Annotated in this window: 16 protein-coding genes; 14 read left to right on the forward strand and 2 right to left on the reverse strand. The window is 43.2% G+C overall.

The genetic code is table 11. The annotated features are described in order from the left end of the window. The first annotated feature begins 357 nt into the window (after window positions 1–357). From WS34_RS12355 to WS34_RS12415, 14 genes are all read left to right on the forward strand, one after another. Window positions 358–789 (forward strand): DUF6562 domain-containing protein, encoded by a 432-nt coding sequence (locus WS34_RS12355; protein ID WP_046403019.1) that lies wholly within the window; start codon window positions 358–360, stop codon window positions 787–789. After that, the gene (locus tag WS34_RS15670) at window positions 773–979 is read left to right on the forward strand and encodes a hypothetical protein (RefSeq protein ID WP_146752610.1); all 207 of its coding nucleotides are present in this window, start codon (window positions 773–775) and stop codon (window positions 977–979) included. The genes WS34_RS12355 and WS34_RS15670 overlap by 17 nt, the downstream gene beginning before the upstream one ends. Before the next feature lie 259 nt (window positions 980–1,238). After that, window positions 1,239–1,538: an RNA-binding regulator gene (rbp, locus tag WS34_RS12360; RefSeq protein WP_013611463.1), complete on the forward strand. Its 300-nt coding sequence runs from the start codon at window positions 1,239–1,241 to the stop codon at window positions 1,536–1,538. A gap of 433 nt (window positions 1,539–1,971) precedes the next feature. Beyond that, window positions 1,972–3,096 (forward strand): DEAD/DEAH box helicase, encoded by a 1,125-nt coding sequence (locus WS34_RS12365; RefSeq protein ID WP_046405142.1) that lies wholly within the window; start codon window positions 1,972–1,974, stop codon window positions 3,094–3,096. 319 nt (window positions 3,097–3,415) lie between these two features. Continuing rightward, the gene (locus tag WS34_RS12370; RefSeq protein WP_046405144.1) at window positions 3,416–3,868 is read left to right on the forward strand and encodes a cold-shock protein; all 453 of its coding nucleotides are present in this window, start codon (window positions 3,416–3,418) and stop codon (window positions 3,866–3,868) included. A 633-nt stretch (window positions 3,869–4,501) separates the two neighbouring features. Further along, window positions 4,502–4,831, forward strand: coding sequence for a hypothetical protein (locus WS34_RS12375; protein ID WP_286693759.1), 330 nt, complete (start codon window positions 4,502–4,504; stop codon window positions 4,829–4,831). Between the two features lie 246 nt (window positions 4,832–5,077). After that, on the forward strand, window positions 5,078–6,070 hold the full coding sequence (locus tag WS34_RS12380) for an AAA family ATPase (RefSeq protein WP_013611458.1): 993 nt from the start codon (window positions 5,078–5,080) through the stop codon (window positions 6,068–6,070). A gap of 48 nt (window positions 6,071–6,118) precedes the next feature. Next, window positions 6,119–6,988 (forward strand): DUF58 domain-containing protein, encoded by an 870-nt coding sequence (locus WS34_RS12385; protein ID WP_013611457.1) that lies wholly within the window; start codon window positions 6,119–6,121, stop codon window positions 6,986–6,988. Window positions 6,989–7,019: 31 nt separating this feature from the next. Continuing rightward, a complete protein-coding gene (locus tag WS34_RS12390; RefSeq protein WP_046405148.1) occupies window positions 7,020–8,063 on the forward strand; it encodes a BatA domain-containing protein in 1,044 nt (347 codons plus the stop codon). Between the two features lie 54 nt (window positions 8,064–8,117). Beyond that, entirely contained in the window at window positions 8,118–9,110 is a 993-nt protein-coding gene (locus tag WS34_RS12395) for a vWA domain-containing protein (protein WP_013611455.1), read from the forward strand. Window positions 9,111–9,122: 12 nt separating this feature from the next. Beyond that, window positions 9,123–10,148, forward strand: a complete 1,026-nt coding sequence (locus tag WS34_RS12400) for a vWA domain-containing protein (protein WP_013611454.1) — start codon at window positions 9,123–9,125, stop codon at window positions 10,146–10,148. Between the two features lie 56 nt (window positions 10,149–10,204). Next, complete coding sequence (locus WS34_RS12405; protein WP_046405154.1) at window positions 10,205–11,092, forward strand: tetratricopeptide repeat protein; 888 nt, start codon at window positions 10,205–10,207, stop codon at window positions 11,090–11,092. A 25-nt stretch (window positions 11,093–11,117) separates the two neighbouring features. After that, on the forward strand, window positions 11,118–12,950 hold the full coding sequence (locus WS34_RS12410; protein ID WP_046405156.1) for a BatD family protein: 1,833 nt from the start codon (window positions 11,118–11,120) through the stop codon (window positions 12,948–12,950). A 16-nt stretch (window positions 12,951–12,966) separates the two neighbouring features. Next, window positions 12,967–13,722 carry a tetratricopeptide repeat protein gene (locus tag WS34_RS12415; RefSeq protein WP_046405150.1) on the forward strand — a complete coding sequence of 252 codons (756 nt, stop codon included), beginning with the start codon at window positions 12,967–12,969 and terminating at the stop codon, window positions 13,720–13,722. A 39-nt stretch (window positions 13,723–13,761) separates the two neighbouring features. On the opposite strand, the gene WS34_RS15675 is transcribed toward WS34_RS12415, so the two are convergent. Both WS34_RS15675 and WS34_RS12425 read right to left on the reverse strand, forming a co-directional pair. Continuing rightward, complete coding sequence (locus WS34_RS15675) at window positions 13,762–15,093, reverse strand: TlpA family protein disulfide reductase (protein ID WP_286693760.1); 1,332 nt, start codon at window positions 15,091–15,093, stop codon at window positions 13,762–13,764. 13 nt (window positions 15,094–15,106) lie between these two features. After that, window positions 15,107–16,191 (reverse strand): hypothetical protein (locus WS34_RS12425; protein ID WP_286693761.1); only part of this gene is annotated, 1,085 nt, incomplete at its 5' end.

Raw genomic sequence — 16,191 nt, forward strand, 5'->3', positions numbered from 1 at the left:
CAGATCTGCCGGCCGGAAATGTGATTCTTAGAGGAGGCAAATTCAGCGGTAAAGCTTATAATCATGTGACTAAGGCTATTTATGAACCGGTTGAGAGCTACAAGTGGCAGGCGATCGAAGATGATCCCGCCGGTTTAAAATGGGAGGTCGTAGCCGAATAGCGAAAGGCAGGATACGACACCAATCGGTTACTGACCGTTAAAAAGGTCCGGAAATATTTTCCGGATAACATGTACCATCCGTAGGAGCCTGACCGCTCCTGCGGATACAAAGGAAAAGATGAAACAAGTTCTTTCAAAATAAATTACAAACCGTTGATTTACAGCTTTACTTCTAAAAAGTTAGTGAGAGGTGTAAATGGCATTAAATCAATATTTTATGAAAAAAGTATTCCTGTTGGCGGCGGGGCTTGCAATGATCCTTACCGCATGTCAGAAGGAGGAATCTCTTTCCGATCCCGGTGGGGTATGCACCCAGGCAATTACTGTTACTATTCCGCAAGAACTGCAGACTCGTGCCATGGCGGCGGACTTCGGCAACGGTTCTCAGGTCGACCGCTGTCTGCTTCAAATCTACCGGAACGGTCAGCCCTACGGGGAGCAACAGACTGCGACTGTAACGAATAATGCCGCTACGTTCACTCTGCGTCTGGTGGCTCAGCAAACTTACGACTTTGTCTTCTGGGCCGATTGTTCGGCTGACGGTGGCCGTTACGATACGGACGACAGCATTCAGTGGGTGTCCTGTCGAAACTATCGATTTGCCCGCCACTGTGACGAAAATAGCTAATAATTCTTTCTATTGGGGCGCGGCAAAGACCGTGATCTGCCGGGCAACGGTTCCGCCTACGCTAAGCGCTAAGATATATCCGTCCCAAACGGAAATGGTGCTGAAAGTTCCGGCAGAAGCGATCGGGGACTATAAGACCGCTACAAACTGGAACACCGGACGATTCAAAGCTATCGAAGCGATTGAATAATCACGGTAATCACGGGGACGGGGCAATTGTGCGAAACTTTCGCACAATTGCCCCGTCCCCGTGATCGTTAATAAAGCATAATTTTCACCGGTTGGTTCATAAATAAGGAACAAAAGGTTGTTTATCCGATTTATTGCATTACCTTTGTGGACAGTTAGAGTTTATGAATCGTTATCGTCAAAGTTCTTCTTCAAAATAAGTAAGTCTCTTCTTTAATTATCCTGCTCTCTAATTAGTATTAATTTTATTTTAATTTCAAATGAACATTTACATTTCAGGTTTAAGCTATGGCACGACCGATGCAGACTTAAACGAATTATTTTCAGAGTATGGAGAAATTTCTTCTGCAAAAATTATTTCGGACAGAGAAACCGGAAGATCCAGAGGATTCGGATTTGTCGAGATGACTAACGATACAGAAGGACAAAAAGCGATCGATGAATTGAATGGTGCAGAATATGACCATAAAGTGATTGCGGTAAGTATTGCACGTCCTCGCACTGAAAGACAGTCTAACGGTGGATATCGTGACAGAAACAGTAATTCCAGGCGATATTGATCAGGTGATCAGATAAGGGGTTGGCTGAAAAATCAACTATTCGGCTTTCCAGCTAACCTCTTCTATAAGTTTTATTTCGGGTGTCTTATAACACTCAGCAATGAAGTTCGATTTATTCTTTCTTTTCGATATGAGATCAGGAGTTTTCAGTCCTGAAGTGTTCCGTTTCTGAAACAGATTTATTAAACTTTTTTGTTCTTTTTCCTTTGAGAAATGAGTGTTGAAAGTTTAACTAGTTATTCAATAAGGCTGATCGTTTGTTAAAACGTTTTTTCCCAGCCTATTTATTCGGATGACCTTTCTGTCCCATTAAAACATATTGATGTTAGCCCGGCATTTCTGTTGCATGTTCTATATAGATCCGATACAGCAGAGAAAATTAAATAGTGAAAATAAATAAATGCTGTTTTGACGTACAGCAAAATAATAATATATGACATTTAAAGAATTAAATATAATCCAGCCGATTTTAAAGGCTATTGAGGAAAAAGGATATAACAGGCCGACACCGATTCAGCAGCAAGCAATCCCTGTAGCCTTGTCCCGAAAAGATATATTGGGATGTGCACAGACAGGAACCGGAAAAACGGCTTCGTTCGCTATTCCTATCATCCAGCTTTTACAAGCAGATCCGATTATAACGAAACGCAAGGGAGTCAAAGCTTTGATACTGACGCCGACCCGCGAACTGGCCTTACAAATCAGTGAATGTTTAGACGAGTATGCCAGGTATACCCCGGTTCGTCATGGTGTGATGTTTGGAGGAGTAAACCAACGTCCGCAGGTTACTATGTTGCAAAAAGGTATCGATATTCTGGTAGCGACTCCGGGGCGTTTGCTCGACTTGATGAGTCAGGGGGTGCTCAGCCTGGATCAGGTGAAATATTTCGTGCTCGACGAAGCGGACCGTATGCTCGATATGGGGTTTATTCACGATATTAAGCGGATATTACCGAAGCTTCCGAAAGAAAAACAGACCTTGTTTTTTTCGGCGACGATGCCCGATTCGATTGTTACGCTGGCTTCTGCTTTATTGAAAAATCCTGTGAAAATCACCATTACTCCTGAATCTCCGACTGTCGATGCTATCGAACAGTTCGTTTATTTCGTCGAGAAAGCCGAGAAAGGACGTTTATTGATATCCCTTTTACGGAAAGCTGAAAATCAATCGGTATTGGTTTTCTCCCGTACGAAACATAATGCCGACCGGATTGTCCGGGTATTGGGCAAAGCCGGAATCGGAAGTCAGGCTATTCACGGAAACAAGAGTCAAGCTGCCCGTCAGTCGGCTTTAGGAAATTTTAAATCAGGAAAGACCCGGGTGATGGTGGCTACCGATATTGCGGCCCGGGGTATCGATATCAATGAGTTGCCGTTAGTGATCAATTATGATCTGCCTGATGTCCCTGAAACTTATGTACATCGCATCGGACGGACCGGAAGGGCTGGGAATGCAGGAACGGCCTTTACATTTTGTTCTCAGGAAGAACGAAAACTAGTAGATAATATCCAGAAATTGACCGGAAAAAAACTCTGCAGGGCTGAAGTTTCGGCCTGAGTAGATGGAAAGTTCCTGGGATTTAGTTTTTCTATTCCGATTTCGGTTGCTGTGTCGTCAGACCGGTTCGTCTGGACCGCTCCGTTAAGGCTTTTGTCGATTTCATCGGTTTTTCTCCTGCCCGGTGGAACTCCTTGCTGCGCAAAAACTTTACGTTACGTTTCTCTCAGACACTATCGGTCGGTCAGAAAAAGCATGATGATACTCGGCAGAACTCCGATGGTCTTCAAACACGAACACCGGAGACGAATAGGTGTCGGAATAATCTTACGATTCGATTAGGTGATAATTTTTATTTATAAACAATTCATACAGTTAAATGGCAAGACCACAGACATTCAGTAAGAAAGAAAACGAGAAGAAAAAACAAGCCCGGAGATTAGAAAAACAAAACCGGAAAGAAGAAAGAAAACTATCCGGTAATACGAATAGTTTTGAAGATATGATAGCCTATGTCGATGAAAATGGCCGGATTACTTCGACACCTCCGGAAACGAATCATAAAAAGGAAGAGATAAACCATGAAGAAATTGTGATCTCGACTCCCAGACAAGAATCTCCTGAGGTCCGTAAAGGGCGGGTAGAGTATTTTAATGTTTCGAAGGGGTATGGTTTTATTAAGGATCTGGCAGGAACTGAAAAATATTTTTTTCATGTGAGCAACGCTCTTTCCGAACTTGTAGAAAACGCCATCGTTATTTTCGATTTGGAGCGTGGTAAAAGAGGTATGAATGCTATTAATATTTGTATCTCGGAACGAACAGCCGATTAAGTTCGATTTTGTCAGGAATACTTGTGTTGCAACCGGGGTATCGGATTAGCAGGTGCAGCCTGTAAATTGGATATAGGGTGGCTTCGAAGCTGATTATTAGCGAAACTAGGTCCGGAATTAATTATTCAACTCTGAACCGAAAGTTTACCGATTAAAAAGGGGGGGGATGCTGGTCAAGGGACCTGAAAGGATGAAGCTGATCAGAGTCGAAGTGAGTATAAACCAGTTTGATTTAGGCTTTGAAAGTGAAGAAACTTTCCGTTTGTCGAGGCTTGCTTCGTGCCTGTAGGGAGGGCCTTAGGCTCTGCTTTGAAAAAACACTGTTGCCTGAGTCTGATTTTTCAGCAAAAAAACGTTAAACAGAAAATCCCAAAGATTTAGTCTCGACTGAATCGGAAATATTCTCCATAATTATGAGGAAATTCTCCACTTCTAAAGTCTGGATTTCATTTTGTTTTTATGAACTTTCGACTATTTATCCTACATTTGCAGGCATAGGGGGAGTGCCTCGTTTTGTTTACGGCCCTTTCCGGGGGGCGTGGCACTTTTGTAACTTCAAATCTCTGTAGCTAAAAAAGGTTTAATCTGAAATAAACGATGGATAGAGATACACTTATATTTATAGCATTTTGTGTGTTCATACTCTTATTGGGGGTACGGTTTTGGCAGCAGCTCAGGGTGCGGACGGAAAGAACGGAGGCAGATCGGGGTATTGCAGATGAAACGGTCCCCTTGCCGGCGAAAAGCCGGAGGCGTTATTTTATTCTGATTCAGGTGATTGTGTTAGGAGGTTTACTGATTTATATGCTTCCCTGGTTAATCCGTGCTTTTAAGGGAGCTGAGCCGGTACTGAATGCTGGGTTTATTTTACGTTGTTTGATTTTTGTATTCACTATTTATATATTCATTTCCCGGGGACGTGATTTGCTCAGGCAGCGTGTTAAAGGGAATAAGAAGAAATAAGAAGGTGTAAATATCAGGGTCGACGGATAGCCTGATATTTTTTTTGCAAAACCTTAAACGGAGGGTTAACTTTTTTTAAGGCTAGGGATTTAACATTTGAACTTAGATTGACTAATTTTGGAGTACTCAAAATTTTAACATTTGACAAAAATAGAGATTCGATAGAAATGTGGGCTTGAAAGTAACACATTTTTTTCTGGTTCGTAATAGAATTTTATAAGATATAACAACTTTAAATTTGAATTTATGGATACTGTTGATATCAAAGCATTGAATGAACGCATACAGCAGGAAAGCTCTTTTGTGGACATGATCAACATGGAGATGAACAAAGTCATCGTTGGTCAGAAACATTTGGTTGAAGGACTTCTGATCGGGATGCTTTCCAACGGGCACATTTTATTGGAAGGTGTTCCCGGCCTGGCAAAAACCTTGGCCATCAATACGCTGGCAACTACGATTGATGCGAAATTCAGTCGTATTCAGTTTACCCCTGATCTTTTGCCTGCCGATGTGATCGGTACGATGATTTATTCTCAGAAGAGAGAAGAGTTTGTGGTAAAACAAGGACCGATTTTTGCGAACTTCATTCTGGCGGATGAAATCAACCGTGCTCCGGCAAAAGTACAGTCTGCTTTATTGGAAGCAATGCAGGAACGTCAGGTGACGATCGGAGATATGACCTATCGTTTGCCCGAACCTTTCCTGGTTATGGCCACCCAGAATCCGATCGAACAGGAAGGTACCTATCCGTTACCTGAAGCCCAGGTCGACCGTTTTATGCTGAAAGTAGTGATCGATTACCCCAAAAAAGAAGAAGAAAAGCTGATCGTTCGTCAGAATATGGAGAAAGCCTTCCCTAAGGCATCTACTATTCTGAAACCCGAAGATATCATTCGTGCCCGTGAAGTAGTGAAGGATGTATACATGGATGAGAAAATTGAAAAATACATCATCGATATTGTTTTTGCCACCCGTTTTCCGCAGGAAGCCGGGCTCGACAAGTTTGTCAGCATGATCGCTTACGGAGGTTCGCCGCGTGCCAGCATCAGTTTGGCCAAGGCTGCCAAAGCGTACGCTTTCATCAAACGTCGTGGTTATGTCATCCCCGAAGATGTACGGGCGGTATGTCATGATGTTTTGCGTCACCGTATCGGCCTGACTTATGAGGCTGAAGCCAATAACATTACCAGTGAGGATATTATCAACGAGATCCTGAATGCCGTAGAGGTTCCATAGTCGGAAGGTCGTTTTTAACCTTTTACTTTTAACCTTTTACTTTTAGATATGGAAACTTCTGAATTGTTAAAGCGGGTCCGGAAGATAGAGATTAAAACCCGGGGCTTGTCCAAAAATATTTTTGCCGGCGAATATCATTCTGCCTTTAAGGGGAGAGGTATGACTTTCAGTGAGGTAAGAGAATATCAGTACGGCGACGATATCCGGAATATCGACTGGAATGTGACTGCCCGCCACAACCGTCCTTATGTGAAGATCTTCGAGGAAGAACGGGAGTTGACGGTCATGTTGATGATCGATGTCAGTGCCTCCCGTAATTTCGGGACTATTTCGAAACTGAAGAAAAACCAGATTACCGAAATTGCTGCAGTGCTTGCTTTTTCTGCAATCCAGAATAACGATAAGATCGGGGTGATTTTCTTCTCGGATAAGATCGAGAAATTTATTCCTCCGAAGAAGGGAAGAACACATATCTTGCATATTATTCGCGAACTGATCGATTTCTATCCGGAAGATAAACAGACCGATATCGAACAGGCATTGGAATATATGACCAATTCGATCAAGAAACGGTGTACCTGTTTTGTTATTTCCGATTTTATCGACGAGCACGATTTTGCCCATGCTTTGGCTATCGCTAACCGGAAACACGATGTTGTCGCCCTGAGGGTATACGACCCCCGGGAAAATCAATTGCCTCCGGTCGGGATGATGTACCTGAGGGATGCCGAAACCGGAGAACAGATGTGGGTGGATACTTCCGATAAAAAGCTGAGGGAAGCGTATGAAAAATATGCTTTTGTCCGCGAAAAGGAACTGGATGCAATCTTCAAACGTTCGGGAGTCGATGTCGCTAATATCCGTTCCGACGAAGACTACGTCAGGGCTTTAATCACTTTGTTTAAGAAAAGGGCTTAATTATTATGGATTTTGATCAAAGATCGTAACTATGAGGAGTGTTTTGAAACAAATATTATTATATCTGTGCTTGTTTTTAGGGGTGGCGACCCTGAAAGCTCAGCATGTAGAATATGGGGTGGCGCTTGACACCAATTATATGATGATTGGAGATCAACAACATCTTACTTTTAAAGCGAAGGTAGACCCGGGAGTCCAGATTGTGTTCCCTCGGTTACAGGATACGGTTGTCCATGGATTGGAGATTATCTCCGGTCCTGTACGGGATTCTGTAAAAGAAAAGGATGGAAGATGGCTTTTGGAGGAAAAATATGTCGTCACTGCTTTCGATACAGGAGTATATGTTGTGCCTCCTCAGCCCATTACGATCGAAAGTCAGGAATATAATAATATTGTTCGGACCGATCCCGTAGGATTGGTGGTGAATACTTTCCAGGTAGATCCGCAAAAGGGGAATTACGATATCGTTATGCCTTATGCCGCACCCTGGACTTTTGCCGAGATTTTGCCTTATCTGTTGTGGGTTTTGTTAGGGATTGCCCTTATTCTGATCTTCTGGCTGTATTGGGACCGGAGGCGGAAGAACAAACCCTTGTTTACGCCGAAGAAAGAAGAAATTCCGCCTTATGTCATGGCTATCCGTTCCTTGGATGAAATCAAGGGCAATAAGCTTTGGCAGGCCGGAAAAGAAAAGGAATATTATACCCGATTGACGGATACCGTACGCCAATACCTTGACGGAGAGTTCGCTATACCTGCCATGGAACAGACCTCCTCCGAAACAATGCAGGCCTTGGTAAATTGTAAAGAGGTAGAAGCCAAAGAACGGGAGAGAATAGCAGAGATGTTGACGACGGCCGATTATGTGAAATTCGCTAAGTTTACTCCCTTGCAGGATGAAAATTCCCGTTATCTGGATGCCGCTTACGAATTTGTCAATAACACTCACCAACGGGTAGAGGCTGAAATTGCTCAGCAGCAGAAACAGGAAGAAGAAAGAAAACGTCAGGAAGAAGAACAACAGCGAAAAGAAGCTGAAAAAAGCGAAACTCCCGAAGACGTAAAAGATAAATGAGGCGATCAGGCACTTTGAAAAGAGTGTATGAGTTAATTTGTAAACTGAAATAAAATGTTTGGATTCGAATTTGCAAACCCGAAATATTTCCTGTTATTGATACTTTTAGTACCAATGATCGTCTGGTATATCCTGAAGGAAAAAAAGTCGCATGCTGATTTACAGTTTTCTTCATTACAGGCGTTTAAGGGGATCAAACATTCCGGCCGGATCTGGTGGCGGCATGTTTTGTTCGTATTGGAATTGCTTGCCATTATCTTATTGGTGACGGCCTTGGCTCGTCCGCAGTCCAGTAATAGCTGGCAAACTTATACCAGTGAAGGTATCGATATCGCACTGGCTCTGGACGTTTCCACGAGTATGCTGGCCCGTGACTTTACGCCCGACCGTTTAGAGGCGGCTAAAGAGGTGGCTACGAAATTTATCCTCGAACGTCCTCAGGATAAAATCGGATTGGTGGTTTTTGCCGGCGAGAGCTTTACCCAGTGTCCGTTGACTACCGATCAGGCTGTATTGGTCAATCTACTCCGGGAGGTGAAAAGCGGTATGATCCAGGATGGAACGGCGATCGGTCTGGGTTTGGCTAATGCGGTCAACCGGTTGAAAGATAGCCCCGGTAAATCGAAAGTGGTGATTTTGTTGACAGACGGTATCAATAATCAGGGAGCGATAGCACCTGTCACGGCTGCCGAATTAGCTAAAGCTTTCGGTATCCGGGTATATACGATCGGAGTCGGAACCTATGGCGAAGCTCCTTATCCTGTTCCCACTCCCTTCGGCGTGCAATTGCAGAATATGCCTGTGGAAATCGACGAAGGGGTATTACAACAGATTGCTAACGTGACCGGCGGTAAATATTTCCGGGCGACGGATAACGATAAATTACAGCAGATCTATTCCGAGATCGATCAGTTGGAGAAAAGTAAGATAGAAGTGAAACATTTCAGTAAAAAGAATGAACAGTATTTTATTTTCGGTTTGCTGGGTATGTGTTTACTGATTGCACAGGCAGTTCTGAAGTATACTCTTTTAAGGAAAATACCGTAAAATTATTTGGCTATGTTTAGATTTGCACATCCTGAATTATTATATCTCTTGATTGTTATCCCACTGTTGATTGTTTTTTATGTGGTGATGATCCGACGAAAAAAGAAGGCGATAGCAGAATTCGGTAATCCGGAATTACTCGGGCCTTTGATGCCTCTTTTATCGTTCAAGCGGGGCACGTGGAAGTTCGTTATGCTGATGCTGGCCTTATTGTTTGTCATTGTCGGAGTGGCAGGCCCTCAGTTCGGTTCGAAACTGCAGCAGGTGAAGAAAAAAGGTGTAGAGTTGATGATCGCTCTCGACGTTTCCAATTCGATGATGGCACAGGATATCAAACCCAGTCGTTTGGAAAAAGCTAAGATGGCCATTTCCCGGATGGTAGAGAAATTATCGAACGATAAGATCGGTTTGATTGTATTTGCGGGGGATGCTTATGTGCAATTACCTATTACTACCGATTATTCTTCGGCCAAGCTTTTCCTGTCGAATATCAGTACGGATATCGTACCGGTACAGGGGACGGCTATCGGGAGTGCGATCGATCTGGCCGCCCGGTCGTTTACACCGGAAACCGAGACGTCCAAAGCGATTATTGTCATCACGGACGGAGAAAACCATCAGGATGATGCGGTTGCGGCTGCTAAGCAAGCCCATGAAAAAGGAATCGTAATCCATACCATAGGGATGGGATTGGAACAGGGTGCTCCGATCCCGGAGAAAGGAAAACCCGGACAATTTATGCAGGACGCACAGGGGAATGTAGTCATCTCCAAACTGGACGAACAAACTTTGCAGGATATAGCTAAAGCCGGAGAGGGGCTGTATATCCGGGCCAGCAATACCGAAGTCGGACTTAACCGGCTCCTGGACGAAGTCAATCGTATGGAGAAAAGCTTGCTTGAAGAGCGGGTATATAGTGATTATGCCGAGAAGTACCAGTACTTCCTGTTGGTGGGGTTGTTTTTCATCTTTGTGGAGTTTATGATTCTGGGCAGAAAGAATAAACATTTTATGAAGATCAATCTTTTCAAACGCTAAAAGAAAAGACAGAGAATCGGATTGACGATAATAATGTACGAAAAATGATGAATGTTATGGTAAAGTCTATGATAATAACGGTGGTGACCTTGTTGGCTGCATGGCCCGCTATTGCTCAGCAAGAACGGAAATTTATCCGGGAAGGAAACGAATTATTCGAAAAACAGGATTTCGAAAAGGCTGAGGTGGAATATCGTAAAGCTGCCGATAAAAAGGCAAATTCATTTGAAGCGGCTTTTAATATGGCCGATGCTTTATATAAGCAGAAAAAGTACGATGAAGCTCTGGAACAGTTTTCTGCTTTGGCAAAACAAGAAACCGATAAAGAACGGTTGGGCGAAATTTATCATAATATCGGGAATACTTTGTTAGCGATGGAGAAAACCGACGAGAGCATCGAAGCGTATAAAAACTCATTAAGGAATCGTCCGGCTTCTGAACAAACGAAATATAACCTGGAATTTGCACGCCATAAACAACAACAGGATCAACAGAATCAGGATCAGAACAAGGATCAGAATAAAGATCAGAACAAGGATAATCAAGACCAAAATAAGGACCAAAACCAGGATCAGCAAGATCAGAATAAAGATCAACAGGATCAGAATAAAGACCATCAAGATCAGAATAAAGATCAACAGGATCAGAATAAAGACCGGCAAGATCAGAACAAAGACCAACAAAATAAGGATCAGCAAGATCAGAACAAAGACCAACAAAATAAAGACCGTCAAGATCAGAATAAAGACCAGCAGAATAAAAATGATCAGAATAAAGACCAGCAACAACAACCTCAGCAACAGCAGGGTAAGATTTCTAAGGAGGATGCGGAACGTTTGTTAGAGGCTTTGCAGAACGATGAAAAGAATGTTCAGGAAAAAGTGCAGAAACAAAAAGCACAGGAACAGAAAGCAAAGAAAATGAAAATCGAAAAAGATTGGTAATTTTGCGGCTTAAATAAATATGGCAATGAGACAAATCGGATTAATCATATTGTTATTTTTCACTTCACTGGCTTACGCCCAAAATGTAGAATTCAAGGCTTCTGCTCCTTCTGTAGTTGCCGTTGGTGAGCAGTTTAAGTTGGAATATACCCTGAATAAAGAAGGGGACAACCTTAAAGTGCCTACCCTGGAAGGATTCGACCTGCTGATGGGACCTTCCGTAGGACAATCTTTTTATGCCTCGGATTTCAACGGAAAAAAGACACAGAGTGTAGTGTACTCTTATACCTATATTTTGGAAGGAACTAAAAAAGGTACTTTTCAGATTCCCGGAGCGACAGTGATTATCGATGGAAAAGAATATACATCCAATGCTCTGAAAATAGAGGTCGTCGAAGGTAGTCGTAATTCAAACGGTAATCAGGCGGCGACAAACCGGCCGGTGCAGCCGGATGCCAATGCTACAGTCAATGACAATAACCTGTTCGTTAAAGTCGAGGTCAGTCGGCGTAGCCTGTATATGGGAGAAAGTCTGATGGCTACGATTAAAGTGTATACAAAGGTCGATCTGGTCAATCTGGGCAGAACTAAATTTCCGGATTTCAACGGATTTCTGGCCGAAGAAGTACCCACGCCGCAACGTATCGAATTGGTTCGGGAAGCGGTGGACGGGCAGATTTACAATGTCGGAACTATCCGGAAAGTATTGTTGTATCCGCAACATACCGGAGAGATTACGATCGAGCCTTTCGAGTTGGAATGTATTGTCCGTCAGCGTTTAGCTAACGGAGGCCGTAGTTTCTTCGACGAGTTTTTCGGTAATTACAAAGATGTCCGGGCGATGCGGAGAAGTAAACCGGTCACTATTCAGGTGAAAGAACTTCCTCAGCTTGGGAAACCTGCCGGTTTTGGCGGAACGGTAGGGAATGTAACGATGGCTACCTCCCTTTCGGCGGATACGGTGAATGCCAATGATGCGATCACTTATAAAGTGACTTTCCGCGGAACGGGCAACCTGAAGTTATTAAAAGCACCGACGATTAATTTCCCCCTGGATTTCGAAGTGTATGATCCGAAAGAATCCAGAGATCTGAATATTACGGAAAATGGCATGGCGGGTAGTGTTTCTTTTGAATACCTGATCATCCCCCGTTATTCCGGAGACTATAAGGTTCCGGCCATTCGGTTTTCTTATTTCGATTCACAATCGAACACTTACAAGACCATTGCGGGGGCTGAATACAATATCCATGTCAGAAAAGGAGCCGATAAAGGGCAGGTGGAAACTTCGACCGGTAATCAGGTAAAGTCGTTCAAGAAAGAAGATGTCCGTAAAGTGGGTGAAGATATCCGTTACCTGAAAACGGAGGGATTGAATCTGAAGGCTGCCGGGGTACGTTTCTTCGGAACTACCTTATACTGGCTGGCTTTATTGATTCCGTTCGTATTGTTCGTTGTCGGTGCAGTCTTGAACCGCCGGAGAATCAAAGCGAATGCCGATATAGTCCGGGTGAAGAATAGAGCGGCCAACAAGATGGCCCGCAAACGCCTCAAAGTGGCTGCCAGCGCGATGAAAAATCACAATGCAGAGCAATTCTACGATGAAGTATTGAAAGCCCTTTGGGGATATATGAGTTATAAACTGAATATCGACCGTGCCGAACTGAACCGGGATAATATCAGTGAAATTCTCCAGTCGAAAGGAGTAGAGGAAGACAGAATCAAGGAATTTATCGCTGTATTGGATACTTGTGAATATGCCCGTTATGCTCCCGGAAGTAATTCCGATCAGGAAATGGGGAAAGTATATACAGATAGTATTGATGTGATTACAAAGCTGGATAAAGCCATCCGGTGATTAAAGATTAGAAACTATGAAAAAGATATTGTTGATATTGCCGGTTTTACTGATAAGTTTGTGTGCCTTAGCCGCTACCGATCCGCAATCGGAGAAACAGGCAGAGGAATTTTACCGGGAGGGAAAATACAATGAAGCAGCTGAAATATACCGGAAATTGAGGGCCGGTGGCATGGAATCGGCTATCTTATATTATAATCTGGGTAATTGTTATTATAAACTGGGAGAGAATACGCAGGCCATATTGAATTATGAACGGGCCTTATTATTAGACCCCTCGGATGCTTCTGCCCGCTACAACCTGAAAATGGCCCAGCAAGCTATCGTAGACAAAATCGAAGTGTTGCCCGAATTGTTTCTGGTGAGGTGGTACAAAGGGTTTGTCGGTTATTTTTCCGCCGATCAGTGGGGATATATCTCGGTTACTCTCTTTATCCTCTTTTTGGTGATGGCAGCTTTATTTTTCTATTCTCCTTCGGTCGGTATCAAAAAGACTGGTTTTGTCGTGGGGATTATAGTCTTTTTCCTGACTGTTGGGACGATGTTTTTTGCTATGCAGCAGGATAAGAAAGTCACCGACAGAGAGTATGCGATTATTACAACTCCGAGTGTGACGGTAAAAGGTGCGCCGGATAATAGCGGTACGAGCCTGTTTTTGATTCACGAAGGGTTGAAAGTCCGTGTCGTAGGCCAATTGGGAGATTGGTACAATATCCGGATGGCAGACGGCAATGAAGGATGGGTAGCAAAAGGAGATCTGGAAAAGATCTGACCGGGAGGAACGTAATTGTTTTTCCTCCCTGTCAGACTGTTAGCGATCGGACAATAAAGTAGTGAGTTTTTCTATTGTTTTTGTATCCGAAGGACGTGTCATATTGGCATCCAGTACTTTTCCCTCCCGATCTATCAATAGAAAACGGGGAATCCATGAAATCTTATAATCCTTTTTAAAAGTATCTTCTTCGTTTACCCTCAATTGGATACCATCCAGGCTGTCCTTTTCTATCTTGGCCCGCCAGGCAGCTTCATCCGCATCGATAGAGATACTTACAAAACAAATAGGCTTATCCTTGAACTCCTCTTTTAATTTATGAAATGCCGGGAGTTCGCGACAACACGGTCCGCACCAGGTTGCCCAGACATCGATATAAACGTAATTGCCCAGCCAGTCAGATAAATTCTTCCGGTTACCGTCTTTATCCAAAAGGGAAAAATGGGGTGCTTTTCTACCTTTTTCCAAACGGGTATATTGTTCATACGACCGGAAAAATGCTGCTTTTTGTTTTTCATCCTTTACCTTTTCCCGATAAAGGGGTAAAAACGCTTCTATTCCTTCTGATCCGAAGTACCTGATATATCCGGACATGCTTTCGTCGACTAAATAACCCGCCAATTCTTCATCCTTAATGTGATTGCATATATAATCCAGTTCACACTTTAACTTATCCAATGGTTTACCTGTTTCAGTTTTTTTTCTTTCTCCCAGCAATTGTATACCATTCCTGAAAAACTGGCGGTATTCCCAGAATTCATGAGCTGAAGGATCCTCCTGAAGCAATTCCGATACTTTCCGGTAATACCTTTCTCCCGGGGAATAACTTTTCAGGCGTAATAATCTGGCATGACGAAGGGGATAATCCAATAATGAATGGCAAGCCACATAATAAAGCCGTTTACGCTCCGATTTTTTAAAATCCGCCGGCAGAGGTAAAGAATCAAGATGTGATTGTAATCTGCCGGGCATCAGTGCCCATGCTTTCAAAAATTCTTCTTCCCCTTTTTCATACCCCGGATCCCGGTTATTCAAAAACGGACTGTTCAGATAGATATTGATCGCTTTAGCCGCTCCGGCAAATTTAATCTCTTGTCCGTTCAGCCGGGTAATTTCCTGTTGTTGTCCCGGTACAAGATAAAACGAATAAGCGTTGCGCGGACCATATAAAACTGCATATCCGGGAACCAGTGAATCCGGAATAGTTATCTTCCCTGCGCCTGATTCATCTAGTTTCACTTTATAAGTTTGTTCCCGGAACCCGATCCGGATTTCCTCTTGCCCGAAAGTGGCGTCGAAGCGGACTCTTACCTGGGAAAAGGCTTGTGCTTCCCACAAAAAACAGCAGGAAAGCACAAAAACTATTTTCAAACCTCTGCTCATTTTAAGCACCGTATTTCGGGTAATTATATTCCATATCCAGGATTTCTCCGAAACCTTCGAATACTTTTTCCGAAGCAATATCGATCATTCCGTTCACCTCATTGATATAGTACATATAAATTTTCCCTTCTTTCTTACTCTCATTGTAAGTGGAAAGAATCAGCACTTTATTGTTATAGGGATGATTCGGAATAAAACGATCGATACAAGGTTTGAATATTTTCATTCCCGTTATTTTTTCATCGGCCTGGGCCAAAGTGTAAAGTTTTTCACCGGTATTCGTCCCATTGTAATCATACCGGTAAATATCCCGGTCGGTGGCATATAAAAAAACAGGACCGAGTGAACCTACTGCAAAATATTTCGCTTTCTCCAGTTCCGGACAATTGTCTGCCGGGTATTTCCCTACACCGATATTGGGCTTTGTATCAAAATTGAAAACGCATAATGTCATTTTTTTCGTATCCCAATCCTCGAATAATCCGTATTCGTAATTATTGTATCCTGTTTCCATATAACGGAGGCTGGCATGCATATTTCCCCAATCGAAAGGTTGGGTTGTCGTGGCCACTGCCAATTCTTTCAAAATCCATGTATTATTCTCGATTCCCAGAAAACGTCCACCGATTTCATCATAAAGAATACCCTGATAATAATCAAACCATTTAGGGGCATAAGGCGATGCTTTATAAGTCAAGCCGTCTTTCAGGATCGGTTCGGTATAAGTTGTAAATCCCGTGCTGCTGATCGCACTGTATTCATAAAAACGACCGTTCGACACGATCGCATCGTAGCCAAATCTTCCCGGGCTCCAGTAATATTGCCAGAAAATGTAACTTTCCGGTTTCCAGGATGATAGATCAAGTACCAACGTGGACATATCAAATGTTTTTTGCATGGTGATGGCCGACAGGCGGGCCCCGCCCTTATCGGTAAGCACAATCACATTCTGATATCTTCCGATACAAAAATAGCTGCCGATGACAACACCACGTCCGGTCAGGGCTTCTCCATTGACTGTCTCGTATACATTGTGTAAAATTTCGTCATTTTCTACCCGGTTTGAGAAATAGGGACTCATGATTA

This window comes from Odoribacter sp. N15.MGS-14 (genome assembly GCF_000980245.1).
Taxonomy (GTDB): Bacteria; Bacteroidota; Bacteroidia; order Bacteroidales; family Marinifilaceae; genus Odoribacter; species Odoribacter splanchnicus.